General features: G+C 32.5%; 20 protein-coding genes. 13 read left to right on the plus strand and 7 right to left on the minus strand.

Going from position 1 to position 19663, the window contains the following annotated elements; genetic code table 11:
* Nucleotides 1-4: 4 nt before the first annotated feature.
* The 3 genes from rlmH to ACNQF6_RS13635 all read right to left on the minus strand — a co-directional run bounded on the left by rlmH (nt 5) and on the right by ACNQF6_RS13635 (nt 1679).
* Complete coding sequence (rlmH, locus tag ACNQF6_RS13625; RefSeq protein ID WP_039109797.1) at nt 5-478, minus strand: 23S rRNA (pseudouridine(1915)-N(3))-methyltransferase RlmH; 474 nt, start codon at nt 476-478, stop codon at nt 5-7.
* A 117-nt stretch (nt 479-595) separates the two neighbouring features.
* Entirely contained in the window at nt 596-1087 is a 492-nt protein-coding gene (locus tag ACNQF6_RS13630; RefSeq protein ID WP_417966463.1) for a CIA30 family protein, read from the minus strand.
* Nucleotides 1088-1220: 133 nt separating this feature from the next.
* Entirely contained in the window at nt 1221-1679 is a 459-nt protein-coding gene (locus ACNQF6_RS13635; RefSeq protein WP_417966464.1) for a hypothetical protein, read from the minus strand.
* 256 nt (nt 1680-1935) lie between these two features.
* On the opposite strand from ACNQF6_RS13635, the gene nadC reads away from it, so the two are divergent.
* The 4 genes from nadC to priA all read left to right on the plus strand — a co-directional run bounded on the left by nadC (nt 1936) and on the right by priA (nt 6726).
* A complete protein-coding gene (gene nadC / locus ACNQF6_RS13640; RefSeq protein WP_417966465.1) occupies nt 1936-2793 on the plus strand; it encodes a carboxylating nicotinate-nucleotide diphosphorylase in 858 nt (285 codons plus the stop codon).
* Nucleotides 2790-3698, plus strand: coding sequence for a YihY/virulence factor BrkB family protein (locus ACNQF6_RS13645; protein WP_315210473.1), 909 nt, complete (start codon nt 2790-2792; stop codon nt 3696-3698). Before nadC ends, ACNQF6_RS13645 begins: the two co-directional genes overlap by 4 nt.
* Before the next feature lie 80 nt (nt 3699-3778).
* Entirely contained in the window at nt 3779-4207 is a 429-nt protein-coding gene (locus tag ACNQF6_RS13650; protein ID WP_417951395.1) for a DUF2147 domain-containing protein, read from the plus strand.
* 68 nt (nt 4208-4275) lie between these two features.
* Nucleotides 4276-6726, plus strand: coding sequence for a replication restart helicase PriA (gene priA, locus ACNQF6_RS13655; RefSeq protein ID WP_417966466.1), 2451 nt, complete (start codon nt 4276-4278; stop codon nt 6724-6726).
* A gap of 11 nt (nt 6727-6737) precedes the next feature.
* On the opposite strand, the gene ACNQF6_RS13660 is transcribed toward priA, so the two are convergent.
* Nucleotides 6738-7433, minus strand: a complete 696-nt coding sequence (locus tag ACNQF6_RS13660; RefSeq protein WP_315210482.1) for a LytR/AlgR family response regulator transcription factor — start codon at nt 7431-7433, stop codon at nt 6738-6740.
* Nucleotides 7434-7596: 163 nt separating this feature from the next.
* Here ACNQF6_RS13660 and rpsF point away from each other — a divergent pair, with 163 nt between their 5' ends.
* The 6 genes from rpsF (at nt 7597) to ligA (ending at nt 14678) form a co-directional block, all read left to right on the plus strand.
* Nucleotides 7597-7938, plus strand: a complete 342-nt coding sequence (rpsF, locus tag ACNQF6_RS13665) for a 30S ribosomal protein S6 (RefSeq protein WP_417966467.1) — start codon at nt 7597-7599, stop codon at nt 7936-7938.
* Nucleotides 7939-7943: 5 nt separating this feature from the next.
* A complete protein-coding gene (gene rpsR, locus ACNQF6_RS13670) occupies nt 7944-8240 on the plus strand; it encodes a 30S ribosomal protein S18 (RefSeq protein WP_007138295.1) in 297 nt (98 codons plus the stop codon).
* A gap of 65 nt (nt 8241-8305) precedes the next feature.
* Nucleotides 8306-8746 carry a 50S ribosomal protein L9 gene (gene rplI, locus ACNQF6_RS13675; protein WP_099715089.1) on the plus strand — a complete coding sequence of 147 codons (441 nt, stop codon included), beginning with the start codon at nt 8306-8308 and terminating at the stop codon, nt 8744-8746.
* Nucleotides 8747-8844: 98 nt separating this feature from the next.
* A complete protein-coding gene (locus tag ACNQF6_RS13680; RefSeq protein ID WP_417966468.1) occupies nt 8845-11997 on the plus strand; it encodes a TonB-dependent receptor in 3153 nt (1050 codons plus the stop codon).
* Between the two features lie 113 nt (nt 11998-12110).
* Nucleotides 12111-12584 carry a DUF6495 family protein gene (locus tag ACNQF6_RS13685; RefSeq protein WP_417966470.1) on the plus strand — a complete coding sequence of 158 codons (474 nt, stop codon included), beginning with the start codon at nt 12111-12113 and terminating at the stop codon, nt 12582-12584.
* 75 nt (nt 12585-12659) lie between these two features.
* Nucleotides 12660-14678 carry an NAD-dependent DNA ligase LigA gene (ligA, locus tag ACNQF6_RS13690; protein WP_417966471.1) on the plus strand — a complete coding sequence of 673 codons (2019 nt, stop codon included), beginning with the start codon at nt 12660-12662 and terminating at the stop codon, nt 14676-14678.
* Nucleotides 14679-15139: 461 nt separating this feature from the next.
* On the opposite strand, the gene ACNQF6_RS13695 is transcribed toward ligA, so the two are convergent.
* The 3 genes from ACNQF6_RS13695 to ACNQF6_RS13705 form a co-directional block, all read right to left on the minus strand.
* Nucleotides 15140-15292: a hypothetical protein gene (locus tag ACNQF6_RS13695; protein ID WP_417966472.1), complete on the minus strand. Its 153-nt coding sequence runs from the start codon at nt 15290-15292 to the stop codon at nt 15140-15142.
* Nucleotides 15293-15363: 71 nt separating this feature from the next.
* Nucleotides 15364-16275 carry a bifunctional metallophosphatase/5'-nucleotidase gene (locus tag ACNQF6_RS13700; RefSeq protein WP_417966473.1) on the minus strand — a complete coding sequence of 304 codons (912 nt, stop codon included), beginning with the start codon at nt 16273-16275 and terminating at the stop codon, nt 15364-15366.
* Nucleotides 16276-16495: 220 nt separating this feature from the next.
* Nucleotides 16496-17275, minus strand: coding sequence for a 5'-nucleotidase C-terminal domain-containing protein (locus tag ACNQF6_RS13705; protein ID WP_417966474.1), 780 nt, complete (start codon nt 17273-17275; stop codon nt 16496-16498).
* A gap of 47 nt (nt 17276-17322) precedes the next feature.
* Here ACNQF6_RS13705 and ACNQF6_RS13710 point away from each other — a divergent pair, with 47 nt between their 5' ends.
* From ACNQF6_RS13710 to ACNQF6_RS13720, 3 genes are all read left to right on the plus strand, one after another.
* On the plus strand, nt 17323-17841 hold the full coding sequence (locus tag ACNQF6_RS13710; RefSeq protein WP_417966475.1) for a DUF6913 domain-containing protein: 519 nt from the start codon (nt 17323-17325) through the stop codon (nt 17839-17841).
* A gap of 7 nt (nt 17842-17848) precedes the next feature.
* A complete protein-coding gene (gene dapA / locus ACNQF6_RS13715) occupies nt 17849-18736 on the plus strand; it encodes a 4-hydroxy-tetrahydrodipicolinate synthase (protein ID WP_417966476.1) in 888 nt (295 codons plus the stop codon).
* A 128-nt stretch (nt 18737-18864) separates the two neighbouring features.
* Nucleotides 18865-19659, plus strand: coding sequence for an outer membrane protein assembly factor BamD (locus ACNQF6_RS13720; RefSeq protein ID WP_417966477.1), 795 nt, complete (start codon nt 18865-18867; stop codon nt 19657-19659).
* The last annotated feature ends 4 nt before the right edge of the window (nt 19660-19663 follow it).

The following is a 19663-nucleotide window of genomic DNA, read 5'->3' on the forward strand; positions in this document are numbered from 1 at the left end:
ATAATTACTGATGATGATACGGTTCATTTCTTAAAATTGTGAAGCCGCGATACAATTGTTCAATAAAAAACAACCGCACCATTTGATGGGAAAATGTCATTAAAGACAGCGATATTTTTCCTTGCGCTTTGGCATAAACCGTTTCTGAAAAACCATAAGGACCACCAATTACAAAAACCAAAGTTTTTACTCCAGAGTTCATTTTTTTTTGTAATTCTTCTGAAAAGCCTACACTGGAAAAGTTTTTTCCGTTTTCGTCCAACAAAATAAGTTGGTCCGTAGGCGTAATTTTAGCCAAAATCAATTCGCCTTCTTTTTCTTTTTGTTGACTTTCTGATAAGTTTTTCACGTTCTTGATATCAGGAATAATATCTAAATCAAACTTGATGTAAAAAGATAAACGTTTGGTATAATCGTCTATTAAAGATTGTAAGGCTTTGTTATCAGTTTTACCGATAGCAATCAATTTGATGTTCATTTTTGTTGGATTTCAGAGGCGCAAAGATAGAGAAATTAACAGTTTCAATTTGTCTTTTTCTTTGGTAGAAATTAACAATCTGACTTTAAGTTTATAAAAAAAAAGCTTTAATAATATTTATTTTACCTCAATGCTATTAATTAGCAATCGAAATGTTTCTTCTTTTTTATTACCTATCAGGAAAGTGATTTCTTCTAAATTAGAACCATTATAATTAGGCAGATTTAATTTTTGTCCTCTAAAAGCGGGATACAATTCGGTTATTGGAATTTCAATTGTTTGCCAATCTGTGGTGGTTTGAAAAGGGAATACATACGAATGTGAATCAGTTCGATTGGTCTTTACTCTAAATTGATATTGTTTACCGTCTCCTTTAATCCGAATACAAAAATGTGTATTGCTTTTTATAATTAATGATTCAAAAGTATATTTTACAGCACAAAATCCGCCATTATTTTCTAAAGAAACTTTGCCCTCAAAAGCCCCATCTCCATTTGGATTAAGATAGAATTTACTTTTGGAGATTACGCCCATCACAGCATCATTTACAACTTTCCAATTTGCGATATTGCTTTCTAAATTAAAACCAAAAATTTTTATGGCATTCATTGTTGTGGGGTTTGTAAATTATTTCTTTCTAGAAAAGTTCTTGTTCTATTTTTAAAATAGATTAATTCAAGAAACTAAAACTGGCGTAAACTCTTTAGAATTTACGCCAGTTTTATTTTGATAATTAATTCAATCATGATTTAGGCAGTGCTGCACCAACGGCAATATCACATCGGTGATTCGTTTGACCATGTGGCGGGTTCATTCCTTCAGGAGTTGGTGTTGTTGCTACAGGTGTTGTTGTTGCAACAGGTGTTGATATTGTAACTGGTTGATTTTTTTGCTGAACTAGAGGTTTATTTGCAGTTGAGGCTTGTGGAGAATTCAATGGAGCACCTACGGGAATATCACAACGATGCGATGGCTCACCATGTGCTGGATTCATTCCGGCTGCTACAGCATTATTTGGATTTACAATATTGGTAGTTTGTTGAACCTGACTTGCTGTTGAAGCTTCAGTCTTCATTTGTTTACCAACTTCAGTAAAGGGAACTACATTTGTAGGAGTTGCATTGTTTTGTGGTTCAACTTCTTTTTTGCAAGAGGTCAATAGTATCGTGGATACAAAAAGAAGGCTTAAAAAAGATTTCATAATCAGTTTTTTAGTTACTACACCAAATATAAGATTTTAAATAATACAGCACAGTATAAAATAATTGATTTTATTGGATGAAATTAACAAATTAGATAATGGTATCGCTAAAAAAGAATGGTATACTTATGCTAATTAGGATATAATACTTTATTAAAACAAATTAGTTTATCTTTTTTTTTCAAAGAACCCTGTATACATATTTTCAAATCCACGAAATAAAACTTACTTTAGCATTCCATAAATTTCCTATAAAATGATTAGTGATATACAGTTTAAAAACGAGTTAGACATACTGATACAAAATGCCATTCGGGAAGATGTAGGTCCGGGCGACTATAGTTCTTTGGCTTGTATTCCAACCACTGCAACTGGAAAAGCGAAGTTACTCGTAAAAGAAGATGGTATAATTGCAGGTGTGGCTTTCGCCAAAATGATTTTTGATTATGTAGATCCTAATTTACAACTAGAAACTTTTATCGAGGATGGAACTCCAGTAAAAAAAGGGGATGTTGTTTTTCATGTTTCGGGAAGTTCACAATCTATTTTGAAATCGGAACGTGTAGTCTTGAATTCAATGCAAAGAATGTCAGCGATTGCCACTAAAACCAAAGAATACGTTCGTTTATTAGAAGGAACAAACACTAAAATCCTCGATACGCGTAAAACCACGCCAGGATTCAGAGCTTGTGAGAAATGGGCTGTAAAAATAGGCGGAGGCGAAAACCATCGTTTTGCTTTGTATGATATGATTATGCTCAAAGACAATCATAATGATTTTGCTGGCGGAATTACTTTGGCTATAGCCAAAACCAAAGCTTTCTTAAAAGAAAATAATCTGGATTTAAAAATTATTGTTGAAGCCAGAAATCTGGATGAAATAAAAGAAATACTGGAAAGTGAAGGTGTTTTTAGAATTTTAATAGACAATTTTAATTATGACGATACTAAAAAAGCAGTAGCTTTGATTGGTGATAAATGCCAAACAGAATCTTCGGGAAATATCAATGAAAACACTATCCGGCATTATGCAGAATGTGGCGTAGATTATATTTCATCAGGAGCCTTGACACATTCTATTTACAACATGGATTTGAGCTTAAAAGCGATATGAGTAAAGAAATAGAAGTAAAATTACAAAGAATTCCCATACTACGGAATCTGGTTAATGTGCTAAAAAAAATCAAGCTTCCTTGGTTACAAGGATTGTCGTTATATGACTTGTTGGAATTATACGGGTTAGGAATTGTCGAAAGCGCATTAACGTATCATGCCAGTGCGATTGCATTTAGTTTCTTTATGGCATTATTTCCTTTTGCTTTATTCATATTAAACCTTATTCCGTACATTCCTATTGAGGGTTTTCAGGATGATTTTTTACTGTTTGTTAAGGAAGGAGTACCGCCTAATACGTATGATGCTATTTATAAAATCATCAATGATATTCTTAATAATAGTCACTCAGGATTAGTGTCTTATGGGTTTTTATTGTCGATTTTGTTGATGGCAAACGGGTTGAATGGAATCCTTGGAGGATTTGAATCTTCCCGTCATGTTCTCATAAAAAGAGGATTTATCAGGCAATATATAGTTGCTTTGGGAATGTCCTTATTATTGTCTTTTTTATTGATTGTGACCGTTGCAACAATAGTAGTTTTTGAAGTTTTTATTCAAAAAACAATACTGAGTGATCAAATTGCGTTAATTGTTTTGGGAAGATATGCATTTGTTGTTTTAATGATTTTAGGAACAACATCTATACTTTTTAAGTTTGGTACAAAACATGACAAAAACAGAGCATTTATATCAATAGGTTCCGTGTTTACTACCATATTGATTCTTTTGGATTCGTATGCTTTTGGGATATGGGTCATAAAGTTTTCTAAATACAACGAACTATATGGGTCGATAGGAACATTATTGATATTGATGTTTTACATTTGGATTAACTGCATGATATTGCTGTTGGGTTTCGAATTGAATGCAACAGTAAATAAATTGAAAGCAAAAAAAGAATAATTTTTAAATCAATTTTTTTTTCTCGTTAAAGGAACAAAAAAAGGTTTTTACTGCTATAAAGGCTAAAAAAAAATACTAAAATGAAAAAAAGCATAACAATACTCGCATTATTTATTTCGATGGTTTTCTATGGTCAAAATCATACCGTTATCGGGAAATGGAAGACTATTGATGATCAAACTGGAAAAGCCAAATCAATTGTGGAAATCTATGAGCGTTCCGGAAAAATTTATGGAAAAATCATCGACATTTTAGATGCTGAAAAGAAAAAAAGCTTGTGTGTAAATTGTTCAGGTGATGAAAAAAATAAACCAGTTCTAGGTCTTGTTATAATTAAAGGACTTACAAAAGATGGTAATGAATACAACTCTGGAAAAATTCTTGACCCAACATCTGGAAAATTGTACAAATGCTTTTTGGCTCTTGAAGGAAATGACAAATTAAAAGTTCGCGGATATATCGGCGTAGCATTATTTGGAAGAACACAAACCTGGAATAGAGTAAAATAATTTTAAATTGTGAGTTATGAGTTCAAAGTAAAGAATTAGCATAACTCAAAACTCATAATAAAATAGAAATGCATTTCGTCGAAGTAATTTTACCACTTTCTCTAGCCAAAACCTTTACCTATAGCGTCTCTGAAGCGGAGTTCCATTATATAAAAATTGGGATGCGGTTGGCAGTTCCTTTTGGAAAAAGTAAAATTTACACGGCATTAGTAATTGAAATCCATCAAAACAAACCCACTTTATATGAAGCAAAGGAAATTCATCAAATTCTGGATGAAAAACCCATTGTAACTGAAATCCAAATTGCACACTGGCAATGGATTGCTTCCTATTATATGTGCGCCATTGGTGATGTGTATCGTGGTGCCATGCCAAGTGCGCTTTTGCTGGAAAGCGAAACCGTTATTTCTCAAAAAACGGATTTGATTGTTGATACAAGTCTACTTTCGGATGATGAATTTCTGGTTTACGAAGCTTTGCAGCAGCAAAATTCTTTGAAAGTGCAGGACATAATGTCTATTTTGAACAAGAAGAATATCTTTCCTGTTATTCAAAAATTGATTGACAAAAACATATTAGTGCTTCAGGAAGAAATACAGGAAACCTACAAACCGAAGTTAGTCCGTTATGTTCGTTTGCATCCTAAATATGAATCAAACGATGGGTTGAGCAAATTACTCGAAACGCTCAAAAGTGCCAACAAGCAAAGAGAAATCATATTGAATTATTTTCAATTAAGTGCTGTGGAGAAGAAGCCAATTGCCGTAAAAAAACTGGTAGAAACGGCCAATTCTTCTTCGGCAATTGTTAAGGCATTAATAGAAAGAGAGATATTCGAAGATTATTTTCTTCAGGAAGACCGAGTAAATTTCACAGGGAAAATACGCGAGGATCAATTGCAGTTGAGTTCAGCTCAGCAAAAAGCTTTTGAGGAAATAAAAGAGAGTTTCATTCAAAAAGAAGTGTGTTTATTGCACGGTGTCACTTCGAGCGGAAAAACAGAAATTTATATTAAGCTTATCGAAGAATATTTAGAAACTGGAAAACAAATCTTGTATTTATTGCCGGAAATTGCTTTGACTACTCAATTGGTTGGTAGATTGCGAACTTATTTTGGTAATAAAGTAGCTGTTTTTCATTCGAAATATAATAATAATGAACGCATCGAAGTTTGGAATCAAGTTTTGATAAATTCAGAGAAAGCACAAGTGGTGATAGGAGCCAGGTCATCCTTGTTTTTACCATTCTATAACTTGGGATTCATAATTGTAGATGAAGAACACGAACAGACTTTTAAGCAAGTAGATCCTGCACCGCGTTATCATGCTCGCGATGCGGCCATAGTTTTGGCTCACTCGCATAAAGCAAAAGTACTTTTGGGTTCAGCTACGCCAAGTATTGAAACGTATTTCAATGCTAAATCTGATAAATTTGGACTGGTTGAGATTTCGGAACGATTTGGAAATGTCATGATGCCAAATATTGAATTGGTAGATTTGAAAGATAAGTACTTTCGTAAAAAGATGACCGGACATTTTAGTGATGTTTTGATTGCCGAAATCAATATCGCTTTATCATTAGGTGAGCAGGTTATTTTATTCCAAAACAGACGTGGATATTCTCCTGTAATAGAATGTATCACCTGCGGTCACGTACCGCAATGTCAGCAGTGTGATGTGAGCTTAACCTATCATAAACATAAAAACCAGTTGCGTTGTCATTATTGTGGATATACATTGGCAAAACCGACACATTGTCATTCCTGTTCCAGTGTTGATTTGACTACAAAAGGTTTTGGAACCGAACAAATTGAACAAGAGTTAGTGTCTATTTTTCCAAATTCAAAAATTGGAAGAATGGATCAGGATACGACTCGGGGAAAATTTGGATTCGAAAAAATTATCGATAGTTTCAAAAATAGAGAAATGGATATTTTAGTAGGAACTCAGATGTTGGCCAAAGGTTTGGACTTTGATAACGTGAGTCTGGTAGGAATCATGAATGCGGATACTATGTTGTATCATCCTGATTTTAGGGCTTTCGAGAGAAGTTTTCAAATGATGACTCAAGTTGCAGGAAGGGCTGGACGTTCAGAGAAGCAAGGTAAAGTTATCATTCAGACCTATAATCCAAATCATAATACAATACAGCAAGTAACCAATAATGATTATTTTGGTATGTATAATGAACAATTGTATGATCGTCAGATATATAAATACCCACCGTATTTCAGGATTGTAAAACTTACTTTGAAACAGCGTGATTTTGATAAATTAAAAGAAGGTTCGATGTGGTTGTATCAAGTGATGAGTCAGAACCTGAATATGCCGGTGTTGGGACCCGAAGAACCTGCGATCAGCAGAATTAGGAATGAATATATACGTACAATTATAATTAAGATTCCTCAAAATACATCAATTGCAAACACAAAAAAAACTATTCAAAAAATGTTGAATAGTTTTGAAGCTGTTGCTCAATACAGAGCTATAAAAGTTACGTCTAACGTCGATTTTTATTAAAATTTAGTTGCCTATGAAAAGGCAAGTGCTTTTACTAAATCTTCTTTTTTGTGTCTGCTCAAAGGAATTTTAGTTACTCCAATTTCAGCAAATTTACTGTTGAAACGTTCTACTTTATCAATGTTGATAATGTAGGATTTGTGTACGCGTACAAATTTCTCTTTTGATAAATCATTTTCAAAAGCTTTCATGGTAGAAAGTACTAGATTGCTGTCTTCTTCAGTAACTACTCTAACATAATCACCAAAAGCTTCAATCCATTTTATTTTGGAAGTAAATATTTTCAATTTTTTCAAATTACTTTTAATGAAAATATGTTCTCCTTCTTCTTCTTTATTTTCTTTTTTAAGTAGATGTAAGTCAATTGCTCTTTTTACCGAAGCGTTAAACCTGTCGATTGCAATTGGTTTTTGAAGGTAGTCCGTAGCATCATAATCAAACGCTTTCATAGCATACTCAGCCTTTGAAGTTATGAAAATAATTTGAGGTTTTACTTTTAAACCATCCAAAAAATCAAAGCCGCTAATTACCGGCATTTCAATATCTAAGAAGATAAGGTCCACATTGTGTATGGACATACAACTTCTAGCTTCGATTGCATTAGAAAAATCACCAATTAAGTGTAAATTTTGATGATTATTAACTAACTTTGCAATGATCATTCTTTGTATAGAACTATCATCTACTACAACACAGTTTAGTTTCATAATTTAGAATTTGAGATTTGGCAGAGTAAATATATTGTTTTTTTTTTTTTAAAACTAATTGAGCGGATTTTTTTTACCATATGTCGAATAAAATGAAATATGACTTGTTTAATCAGATTAATTGATTACTTTTGCACCCAAATTAACATATAAATATATATTTATGAATCATTATGAAACTGTTTTCATTTTAAATCCCGTTTTATCTGAAGTTCAGGTGAAGGAAACAGTAAGCAAATTTGAAGATTTTCTTACTACTAGAGGAGCAGAAATGGTGTCGAAAGAAGACTGGGGCCTTAAAAAAATGGCTTACGAAATTCAAAACAAAAAAAGTGGTTTTTACCATTTATTCGAATTCAAAGTAGCAGGAGAAGTTCTTATTGCTTTTGAAACTGAATTTAGACGTGACGAAAGAGTAATGCGTTTCTTGACTGTAAGTCTTGACAAACACGCTATTTCTTGGGCTGAAAGAAGAAGAACTAAATTAAAATCTACAAAAGCTTAATTATCATGGCAACATTACAACAATCGGCTTCAGGAAAAAAAGACGGAGATATCAGATATCTTACTCCTTTAAATATAGAAACTAACAAAACTAAAAAGTATTGTCGTTTCAAAAAATCAGGTATCAAATATATTGATTATAAAGATGCTGATTTCTTATTGAAATTTGTTAATGAGCAAGGAAAAATACTTCCTCGTCGTTTAACAGGAACTTCATTAAAATACCAAAGAAAAGTTTCAGTTGCTGTAAAAAGAGCACGTCACTTAGCTTTAATGCCATATGTGGCGGATTTACTAAAATAATAATCTAACTCAGTTGTTGGTTTTCTGAAACATGAAACCTAACTTCTATAATAAAGGACAACAACATGGAACTTATATTAAGACAAGACGTTCAAAATTTAGGATTTAAAGATGATATTGTAACGGTAAAAAATGGTTACGGTCGTAACTTTTTGATTCCTCAAGGTCACGCACATTTAGCAACTTCTTCTGCGAAGAAAGTATTAGCTGAAAATCTAAAACAAAGAGCGCACAAAGAGGCCAAAGTTGTAGCAGATGCAAAAGCATTAGCTGAAGCTTTGAAAGCTATCGAAATTAAAATTTTTGCAAAAGCAGGTGGTGAAAAATTATTCGGATCAATAACGAATATTGATATCGCTGAATCTTTAGCTAAAGGTGGACAACAAATCGAAAGAAAATTCATTACTAGTGGAATCGTTAAACGTACTGGTAAATATACTGCTAGTGTTCGTTTACACAGAGATGTTATCGTTGAATTAGATTACGAAATTGTTGCTGAAAAATAACATTTCATTAACATTTTGTTAATAAAATATAAAAATCACTCTTAGGAGTGATTTTTTTTTGCTTAATTTTGTGCCACAAATAACACACAATTAAGCGTATGAAAAAAATTATTACATTACTTCTGATTTTTTGTAGTTCTGTTGCCATGTTTGGACAAACTACAACATCAAGTATTAAAGGAATTGTAAAAACTACAGCAGGTGAAACACTTCCAGCAGCAACTATTTTAGCTATTCATACCCCTACAGGATCTAAGTATTCCGCTTTGTCCAATGAAGACGGAAGGTTTAGTATGTTGAATATGAGAATTGGTGGTCCTTACAAAATTGTAGTAACTTTTGTAGGTTATCAAAGCGAAGATTTCAATGATGTTTATCTTGATTTAGGGAAAGTTTTTAGTTTAGATGTTCTTTTGAAAGATGAAAGTCAGAAATTAGATGAAGTGAAAGTTACTGGTGCAAAGAACAAGGTTTTTTCTAGTGGAAGAACTGGTGCCGAAACAACTGTAGGCCGTAGGGAATTGACTACATTGCCGTCAATATCAAGATCAGCTTCAGATTTTACCAGACTAGAGCCTACTGCAAGTGGTGGTTCTTTTGGTGGTAGAAATGACAAGTTCAATAATTTCTCTTTAAACGGAGCAGTGTTTAATAATCCTTTTGGGTTAGATGCTGCAACTCCTGGAGGACAAACTGGAGCTCAGCCAATTTCATTAGACGCAATTGAGCAAATCCAAGTTGCAACAGCTCCTTATGATGTTACTTTATCTGGTTTTACTGGAGCTTCAGTAAATGCAGTTACGAAGTCAGGAACAAACGAATTTCATGGTACCGCCTACGGTTTTTTTAGAAACCAAGATATGACCGGAAACAAAATAAAAGGAGAAAAAATCTTTGTTCCTTCGCTAGAACAAAATCAAGCTGGTTTTAGTATTGGTGGACCAATTGTTAAAAATAAATTATTCTTTTTTACAAATTTTGAAATCGATAAACGTAGTGATTCAGGATCAAATGTTGTAGCAAATGATGGCAATAGTACAACAGGTGTAAATGAATCTAGAGTATTAGCAACAGATTTAATGTATGTTTCTACTGAATTAGGAAAATTGGGTTATAATTCAGGTTCTTATCAAGGTTTCACTCATTACTCAAATTCAAATAAAGGAATTGTAAAGTTTGATTGGAATATTAATGACGATCACAAATTAGCTGTTATTTATAATTTCCTTGATGCTTCTAAAGACAAACCTGCGCATCCTACAGCTATTCGTCGAAGAGGACCAGATAATAATACAATGCAATTTGAAAATTCTGGATATCAAATTAATAACCAAATTAGTTCATTTTTAGTTGAATTGAATTCTAAATTTGCTGAAACAATTTCTAATAAATTGCAAGTTGGTTATACTCATTTTAATGATTTTAGAAATCCTTTTTCTGCTCCTGCTCCAGTTATTAGTATAACAAAAGATGGTTCACCTTATATTATTGCTGGACACGAACCATTTTCTATCAATAACCGATTAGATCAAAAAGTATTGCAAATTACTGACAATATGAATATTGTAAGAGGAAATCATACCTTTACTGCTGGTTTTTCTTTTGAAAAATTCATTTTCAAAAATTCATTCAATTTAAAGGGTTATGGTTTTGATGTTTTTGGAAGTGTTGATTTAGCTGGATTTACCTCTAATGTAAACAATGGATATTATGCAACTGCTTTTGCAAATGCCCAAAACACTTTTGATGCAAAAAACAAATTAGAAGCAGGAACTGATGGAGGTTGGAATTTATCAGAAACTACTGTTGGTCAATTGGCATTTTACGTACAAGATGAATGGAATATCACTGATAATTTTAAACTAATTTATGGATTAAGAGCTGATAAGCCTTTGTATTTTAACACTGCAGAAAATATTCAAAAATTTATTGACACAGATAATTCAGAAGGATATTTACCAGGAATCAACTATTATGATCCTAAAGACGGAAGTACTGTAAATCTAAATTCGACTGTATTACCAGGAAATGCTTTATTGTGGTCTCCAAGAGTTGGTTTTAACTGGGATATTAATGGTGAAAAAGCAACTCAATTACGCGGTGGAACTGGAATTTTTACAGGACGACTTCCATTTGTATGGATAGGAAATCAAGTAAGTGGAATTGATCCATTCTTCTATCAAGTTGTTGATACTGATTTTAAATTTCCTCAAGTTTGGCGAACAAGTCTAGGCTTAGATCATAAATTTAAAGGAAATTATATATTGACTGTTGATATGTCCTATAATAAAGATTTAAACGCTGTGCATGTTCAGGATTGGGGATTGAAAACACCAACTACTAATTTAGTAGGTGCGGATAATAGACCAGTTTATGCCGCAGCTGATAAAGGGGTTTGGACTGATTTTGGTTTTCCAGCGGATTCTCACGCTTATGTATTGACTAATTCTAATAAAGGAAGTGCATTTAACACATCGGTAAAACTTCAAAAAACGTTTGATAATGGATTGTTTGCAAGTGTTGCTTATAATTATTTGAAATCAATGGATGTTAATTCAATAGAAGCTGAGATTACTGGAGATGCTTTTAATTTTAATCCTGCATTAGGAAATGTAAATAACGATCAACTTTCTAACTCTAAATATGGAGATACGCACCGTTTTATTGGTGTAGGGTCTAAAAAATGGAAATATGGAACTGATGATAAGTGGGCAACAACAGTGTCAACTTTCTTTGAGTATGCTCAAGGAGGGCGTTTTAACTACACATATGGTGGAGATATTAATAATGATGGTGCATTTGGAAATGACTTAATTTATATTCCAACAACTGCTGAAATTGCTACTATGACTTTTTCTGGTGCTGGTCAAGGTGCGGCATTGGATAAATATATCAATCAAGACAATTATTTAAGTGGACGAAGAGGTCAATATGCAGAACGTTATGGAGCCTTAGCGCCGTGGAGAGGAAAATGGGATTTTAAAGTGCTACAAGATTATAACTTTAAAGTTGGTGCTTCTAAAAAAGTGAATACGATTCAATTGAGTCTAGATGTCTTAAATCTTGGAAATTTACTAAATTCTGATTGGGGTTTAATTCAACAACCTAACAGCGTTCAACCAATTGGTGTAAACGTTGTGAACAAAGTTCCAACGTATACTTTTAACGGCAATCAGACTAAAACTTTTAGTTATGATGCAAGTTTATTATCAAGATGGCAAGCACAGTTTGGAGTGAGATATATTTTCTAAAAAAAGATAAAAATAGATTAAATTTGCCCTCTCATTTGAGAGGGCTTTTTTTTTTTTTGATTTAAAAATTTCAAAAGAGACTTAAGACAAAAGTTAAATATTAAAATACAATAATGAAATATTCAAGATTAACAAAAGAACAATTTGAAGAATTGAATCATGAATTCAGTACTTTTTTAGCAACTCAAGCAATTGATAAAGCAGAGTGGGATAAAATAAAAGTTGAAAAACCAGAAGTTGCCGAACAAGAATTAGATGTTTTTTCTGATTTAATTTGGGAAGGAGTTCTTTCGAAAGCAACGTATTTAGAACATTTTTCTAAAAATCATATTTTCCTTTTTCATTGTTTTGATACCCATGTTCAATCTATAGTTTTGAAATCATTGGTTCCTGAAGTGGATTTTTTAACTAAAGATGGATTGCAATGGCTTAGCGATAATATGTTTACAGATACTATTGAAATGAAAGTAGGAAAAAAAGAGTTTACGGATGAGCGTAACACTTCTATTTTTGAATTGATACAACAAGGTTCGTTTTTAAGCGACGGCCTTTTATACCAGCAAATAAATGCTATTATAGCATCCTAATTGTATTGCTATTTATTTTTAATTGGTTATTTTAGTACACTTTTTCAAAACTAAAATAGCCAATTTTTATTTTCTATGGATATTCAAAATACGATTCAAAAATTAAGGGAAGAATTAAATCAGCACAATTATAATTATTATGTGTTAGATACACCCACAATTTCTGATTTTGAATTTGATGTTAAATTAAAACAACTTCAGGATTTAGAAAATCAATATCCGGAATATTTTGACGAAAATTCACCTACCCAACGTGTAGGAGGAAGTATAACGAAAAACTTCCAAACGGTACCGCATGAATACCGAATGTACTCATTGGATAATTCGTATTCCAAGGAAGAATTAATGGATTGGGAAAAACGGGTTCAAAAAGTTTTAGGAGATGTTCCATTAGAATATACTTGTGAACTAAAATACGATGGCGCATCCATCAGCATTACTTATGAAAACGGAAAACTAAAGCGCGCTGTTACGCGTGGAGATGGTTTTCAAGGAGACGATGTGACTAATAATATCAAAACTATAAAATCCATTCCGTTACAATTAAAAGGGGATTTTCCTGCTGCATTTGATGTGCGTGGGGAGATTATTTTGCCTTTTGCCGGTTTCGAAAAAATGAATCAGGATTTAATCGAAATTGGAGAATTACCGTATTCAAATCCCAGAAATACTGCTTCGGGAAGTTTAAAATTACAGGATAGTGCTGAAGTTGCAAAAAGACCTTTGGATTGCTTGTTGTATTTTTTAATTGGAAATAATCTTCCTTTTAAATCACAGTTTGAAGGATTGAAAACGGCAAGAAATTGGGGTTTCAAAGTGCCAAAAGAAGCAAAATTAGCCAGTAATTTAACCGAAGTTTTCGAGTTTATAGATTATTGGGACATTCATAGACATAACCTTCCGTATGAAACGGATGGAGTTGTGGTTAAAGTAAATTCTTTCCACTATCAGGATGAATTGGGCTTTACAGCCAAATCTCCGCGTTGGGCAATTGCTTATAAATTCAAATCAGAACAAGTTCCAACACGATTAAATTCAATTTCGTATCAAGTAGGACGAACGGGTTCCATTACTCCTGTGGCCAACTTAGAACCGATACAAGTAGCAGGAACCATTGTGAAACGAGCTTCCTTACATAATGCTGATCAAATTGAGAAATTAGATATTCGTGTAGGAGATACTGTTTTTGTAGAAAAAGGAGGGGAGATAATCCCTAAGATTATTGCTGTTGATTTGAGTAAGCGTCCAGAAAATACAGAACCAACAAAATACATCACGCATTGCCCGGAATGTAATATGGCATTAGTGAGAACCGAAGGCGAAGCAAATCATTATTGTCCTAATTTTTATGGTTGTCCACCGCAGATTATAGGAAGGATTCAGCATTATATTTCTCGAAAAGCAATGGATATTGAAGGTTTAGGAGGCGAAACTGTTGCTTTGCTTTTCAATAATGGATTGGTTCATAATTATGCCGATTTATATGAACTGACTGTGGATCAAATTCTTCCTTTGGAGCGAATGGCTCAAAAATCTGCTGAAAATTTGTTGAAAGGTGTTGAGAATTCAAAAAATATTCCTTTTGAGCGCGTTTTGTTCGCTATTGGAATTCGATATGTAGGTGAGACCGTAGCCAAAAAACTAGCCAAACATTATAAAAGTATTGATGCATTGCGTCAGGCTACATTGATGGATTTGATTTTGGTGGACGAAATTGGAGAACGAATTGCGCAAAGTGTAATTGACTTTTTCGAAAATCAAGAAAATAGAATTATAATTGAAAGATTAAAAAGTTTTGGTGTTAAATTTGAAATTGTTGAAAAGATAAACCCAAATGCTACGGATAAACTTTCTGGAAAAATATTTGTTGTTTCAGGTGTCTTTGAGAAGTTTTCAAGAAATGATTTGAAAAAGGCAATCGAAGATAACGGAGGAAAAGTGGGAAGTTCTATTTCGGCAAAAACGGATTATGTTGTTGCAGGAGATAATATGGGACCTGCAAAATTAGATAAGGCATCCAAGTTGAACATAGCAATAATTTCCGAAGATGATTTTATGAATCTAATTAATAACGCTAATGCAGCTACTGATTAAAAAGTATAATTTTTTAAAGGAAAATGCAATCCTTGGTTTGCTCTTTTCTTTTTTAATTATTGAAGTTGTGGCTGAATTGTTTTCATTCAAAGTGATTCTGTTTGCATTTAGACCTATGCTAGCCATACTGCTAATTGATCTTTATTGGGTTGTATCCAAGGAGAGAAGAGTGCTTTTTTATTTGTCCATATTTTTTACTCCTTACCAGTATTTTCATTCTTTTTCAATCAGTTTTTTTAAATTTTAGGTTTAATAGGTGTTTTTACGCATCGAATTTTACTTACATATTATAAAATAGAATAACATTAAAGATTTTGAACCAATACTGGTAGCAATAATTCCTTTTGTTTTTATTTTTCCTATTTGATTTCTATTTCGGATGAAATTCCAAAAGGCAGTTATTATCCTTTGGTATCTCAAAATATTTTAATATCGATTCTTACGGATCTTATTTTGCCTAATTATTTCAAGAACGACAGTGTTAATTCACCCTGGCTGGCTATTTTAGGATTATTATCAACAGCGCTGTATTTTACAGTTTTTATTGAAAAATGCTTTTTGTCTAATCTGCCACCCACATATTTCAGACCACTGGCAATGATTTTGTATGTCACAAGTTATTATTGTTTTTATAGATTTGTGATTGATGCAGAAACGATAAATGCAAAAAAAGAATAGATTACTGTTATACAATAATCGATTTCCCTTCAAATGCCCTAGCTTTCTCGTTATCCAGATAAAAATCAATTCTTCCTAGATTTATACCATAACACCCCACTTGATTTACTAGAACTTCTTTACCTGCAAGGTTCATTACAACAGTAGGTTTCTCAAGAAAAGTGTGTGTATGTCCGCCAATAATCAAATCGATGTCTTGCGTTAGTTCCGCTAACTTCAAATCGCATATTTTATTAGGTTCATCTCTGTATTTATAGCCTAAATGAGACAAACAAATCACTAAATCACACTTTTGTTCTTTCTTTAAAATTCGAACCATATCGTGAGCCGTTTCAACTGGATTGTTGTAAAGGGTTTCTTTGTACATTCCTTTATCAACTAATCCTTCAAGCTCTATTCCAAGTCCAAAAACACCCACTTTGATGCCATTTTTGTTGAATATTTTATACGGTTTTACAAAACCATCCATCACGGTGTTTTTAAAATCGTAGTTGGCAGATAGGAACTCAAATTTAGCATGTGGTATTTGCGCATGCAAACCTTCAACACCGTTATCAAAATCGTGATTTCCTATCGTAGAAGCATCATATTGCATCATGCTCATTAACTTGAATTCTAGTTCTCCACCATAATAATTAAAATAAGGTGTTCCCTGAAAAATATCGCCCGCATCCAGTAATAATACATTTGGATTCTCTTTTCGAATTGTTTCAATTAAGGCTGCTCTTCGCGCCACGCCACCCATATTTGCATTTCTGGGATGATCTGCAGGAAAAGGATCAATGTAACTGTGTACATCATTTGTATGTAAAATAGTAAGATGTTTTTTCTGTGAAGATTCAAAGCTGCTTAATGATAAACCTAAACTTAGTAAAGCTGAACCGGCAGCTGTTTTTTCTATAAATTCTCTTCTTTTCATTTTTATTTATTTTAATCCAATTGTCATTACGATGAACGAAGCAATCAGGAGCGATTTACCGCTTTTCGATGTATTATTTTTTATCGTGAAAAACGATGAAAAATAATTTTCACTTCAAATTAAATTCACTGAATTCCTATGAGAATAAAAGTTATATGAAGTAATCGGGGCTATGGCTTTATGTTTTCTAAAACTATTTTGTTCTCTAAATTCGAATTACTTATTCAACAGTAATTCTAATATCATTTATTACAGGAATTGTATCTACTGCTTTAAAATAATCAATAAGAATATTTCGTAGTTTATAGTCTAAATCAAATTTCTGAGTTCCTTTTTTAAAGAAATTCATGTTGTCACCACCATTAGATAAATAATCATTGGTTCCTACATAATAAATAGTCTCTTTTTGAACAGGTTTCCCTTGTACTAATATGTTTTTTGGAAGATTATTTTTGTCAATTGTAAAAGTTACTCCAGCCAGCGGATGTGGTTTTTTTTCGGCGATAAAATAATCGACCATTTCAAGAATTTGCTCTCCTTTTAAAGCTATTACGACCAAACTATTTTCAAAAGGCATAATTTCAAAAGCCGTTCGTGCTGTTACATTTCCTTTTGGAAGTATGGAACGAATTCCCCCGCTATTGAGTAAGCAAATATCAATGTTCTTTTTTTCTCTCGCTTGAAACACAGTGTTTCCTCTCATTAAAGTAACATCAGCCATCAAATTACCAATTGTAGTTTGCCATTTGCCAGTGCTTTTGTCTAATGTTTCCGGACAATACGCTAGAACGCTGTCTAAATCTTTATTGATGTGTTCTCTGTAAGGTTTGATAAAATTTTCAATTTGAGGGACTTGGATTTCCTTTTCGGTGATGGGAATTCGTTTGCCTTCTATCTTAGTAACGTAGTAATTTTGTTTGCTGCAGGAAGCAATAAAAAAAAATGTTAAGAATATAACAAAAAGTTTAGAAACATCGTTATACTTTTCTAGATTTACCATTTTAAATGCGACTTAATTAATTAATTTTGTAATCAAGTAAAAGTAATATGTTTTTGAATTATATAAAGGATTTTTTTGTAAAAAAAACATTAAAAAAAAGCTTTCAAAATTTAAAAAATATTGAGTCAGTTAATGCTGTAAAAAAAATTGGTTTACTTGTTGATGCAACTCGTTTTGCTGAAACGGAATTATTAATTCATCAGCTCATAGCAAACGGAATTGCACCGGAAAATATAGTAACAATTGTATACAGAGATAAAGTTAAAAAAACAATAGAGAGAACATATCCTGAGTTTAATTCAGGACATCTAAATTGGAATGGAGAAATTTCTTCTTCGGAAGTAACTGATTTTATTATTGAAAAATTTGATTTGTTAATCAGTTATTACGATATAGAAAAAGCAATTTTATTAAAAATCACTCATATTTCAAAAGCGCAATTTAAAGTTGGTTTTTCATCGATAGACAAAAGATTAAATCATTTTATGATTAAAACAGATGTCGATAATTATACACTTTTTGTAAGTGAGCTATTCAAATATTTAAAAATATTAAACAAAATATAAATCTAATATGCAATCATTAATAGGTACTGGTGTTGCTCTTGTAACCCCGTTTAAAGAAGATTTTTCAATTGACACCGAAGCATTAAAAAGAATTGTGAATTTTTCAATCGACGGAGGAATTGAATATCTTGTAGTCTTGGGTACAACTGCCGAAAATGCAACATTGTCTCCAGACGAAAAAGAATTAGTTATTAGTACCATAATCGAAGCTAATAATGGAAGTTTGCCATTAGTGCTTGGAGTAGGAGGAAACAATACTTTAAAAGTGGTAGAAGAGTTGAAAACAAGAGACTTGTCTGCATTTACAGCAATATTATCGGTTTCTCCGTATTATAATAAACCTACACAAGAAGGTATTTACCAGCATTTTAAAGCTGTATCCGAAGCATCTCCAATTCCGGTTATTTTATATAATGTTCCAGGAAGAACGGCCAGCAATATGTTGCCTTCAACTGTTATCCGCTTGGCTAATGATTTTGAAAATGTCGTGGCGATAAAAGAAGCTGCCGGTGATATTGTTCAAGCGATGCAATTGTTAAAAGATAAACCAAAAGATTTTCTGGTAATTTCAGGGGATGATATGATTGCTTTGCCAATGGTTTTGGCAGGTGGGTCAGGCGTTATATCTGTAATTGGACAAGGTTTTCCTAAAGAATTTTCTGAAATGATTCGATTAGGATTGAATCGTAAAGTGGACGAAGCATTCAAATCACAATACCTTTTAGCAGATTGTATTGATATGATTTTTGAACAAGGAAATCCAGCGGGAATCAAACAAGTGTTTCTATCAATGGGGATTTCAGAAAACACAGTACGTTTACCATTAGTAAAGGTAGACGATTCGCTAGCAGAAAGAATTGATCAATTTGTCAAAAAAGTCAATAAACAAGGATAAAAAAAGAGTCTTTTTTTAAACAAAAAATATATTTTGAAGTCGCTAAATTAATAACTAAATTTGCCACCGAAACTTCGGTATGATTTTATGGGTTGTTTCAACCAATAAATCATAAAAAAAGTAAAAAAATGAAAAAAATAATATCTCTATTGCTTCTTGTAGCTTTATTCAGTTCTTGTAGTGAATACCAAAAAGCATTAAAAACCGAAGATGTCGCTATTAAATTTGAAATGGCTACTAAATTATATGACGGAGGAAAATATTCCAAAGCGATTCGTATTTTTGAACAAATTGCTCCAGCATACAGGGGGAAGCCTCAAGCTGAAAAATTGTTTTACATGTTTGCTCAATCGTATTATAAAACAAAACAGTATTACCTGGCAGGATATCAATTTGAAAGCTTTGTTTCTGGATATCCTAAAAGTGAAAAACTTGAAGAAGCAACTTATTTAGGAGCAAAAAGCTATTCTATGTTATCTCCAGTTTACAGTTTAGATCAAACAGATACTACTAAAGCATTAGATAAATTGCAAACATTTATTGATAATAATCCTAATTCTCAGTTCTTGGCTGAAGCAAATGCAACTGTGAAAGTTTTGAGTGAGAAAATAGAACAAAAAGTTTACGAGAATGCTAAAGGATACAATACGATTTCGGATTATAAATCAGCAATTGTAGCTTTAGACAATTTTGTAGCGGATTATCCGGGAACTCCATTCAAAGAAGATGCTTTATATTACAAGTTAGATTCAGCCTATCAATTAGCGATTAATAGTATTCCATCAAAAATGGAAGACCGATTAAATGTTGCAAAAGGAGCTCAATTGAACTTGATTAAATTTAAAGCAGATACTAAATACAAGCAAGTAGCAAACGAAATGTTAGCTCGAATAGACAAAGATTTACAACAATTTAATAAATAAAGTC

This window comes from Flavobacterium pasteuri, from assembly GCF_048286615.1.
Classification (GTDB): domain Bacteria; phylum Bacteroidota; class Bacteroidia; order Flavobacteriales; family Flavobacteriaceae; genus Flavobacterium.

Coding starts and splice junctions, on each gene's coding strand:
- rlmH (WP_039109797.1), bottom strand. CDS start 478: ATGAACATCAAATTGATTGCTATCGGTAAAACTGATAACAAAGCCTTA.
- ACNQF6_RS13630 (WP_417966463.1), bottom strand. CDS start 1,087: ATGAATGCCATAAAAATTTTTGGTTTTAATTTAGAAAGCAATATCGCA.
- ACNQF6_RS13635 (WP_417966464.1), bottom strand. CDS start 1,679: ATGAAATCTTTTTTAAGCCTTCTTTTTGTATCCACGATACTATTGACC.
- nadC (WP_417966465.1), top strand. CDS start 1,936: ATGATTAGTGATATACAGTTTAAAAACGAGTTAGACATACTGATACAA.
- ACNQF6_RS13645 (WP_315210473.1), top strand. CDS start 2,790: ATGAGTAAAGAAATAGAAGTAAAATTACAAAGAATTCCCATACTACGG.
- ACNQF6_RS13650 (WP_417951395.1), top strand. CDS start 3,779: ATGAAAAAAAGCATAACAATACTCGCATTATTTATTTCGATGGTTTTC.
- priA (WP_417966466.1), top strand. CDS start 4,276: ATGCATTTCGTCGAAGTAATTTTACCACTTTCTCTAGCCAAAACCTTT.
- ACNQF6_RS13660 (WP_315210482.1), bottom strand. CDS start 7,433: ATGAAACTAAACTGTGTTGTAGTAGATGATAGTTCTATACAAAGAATG.
- rpsF (WP_417966467.1), top strand. CDS start 7,597: ATGAATCATTATGAAACTGTTTTCATTTTAAATCCCGTTTTATCTGAA.
- rpsR (WP_007138295.1), top strand. CDS start 7,944: ATGGCAACATTACAACAATCGGCTTCAGGAAAAAAAGACGGAGATATC.
- rplI (WP_099715089.1), top strand. CDS start 8,306: ATGGAACTTATATTAAGACAAGACGTTCAAAATTTAGGATTTAAAGAT.
- ACNQF6_RS13680 (WP_417966468.1), top strand. CDS start 8,845: ATGAAAAAAATTATTACATTACTTCTGATTTTTTGTAGTTCTGTTGCC.
- ACNQF6_RS13685 (WP_417966470.1), top strand. CDS start 12,111: ATGAAATATTCAAGATTAACAAAAGAACAATTTGAAGAATTGAATCAT.
- ligA (WP_417966471.1), top strand. CDS start 12,660: ATGGATATTCAAAATACGATTCAAAAATTAAGGGAAGAATTAAATCAG.
- ACNQF6_RS13700 (WP_417966473.1), bottom strand. CDS start 16,275: ATGAAAAGAAGAGAATTTATAGAAAAAACAGCTGCCGGTTCAGCTTTA.
- ACNQF6_RS13705 (WP_417966474.1), bottom strand. CDS start 17,275: ATGGTAAATCTAGAAAAGTATAACGATGTTTCTAAACTTTTTGTTATA.
- ACNQF6_RS13710 (WP_417966475.1), top strand. CDS start 17,323: ATGTTTTTGAATTATATAAAGGATTTTTTTGTAAAAAAAACATTAAAA.
- dapA (WP_417966476.1), top strand. CDS start 17,849: ATGCAATCATTAATAGGTACTGGTGTTGCTCTTGTAACCCCGTTTAAA.
- ACNQF6_RS13720 (WP_417966477.1), top strand. CDS start 18,865: ATGAAAAAAATAATATCTCTATTGCTTCTTGTAGCTTTATTCAGTTCT.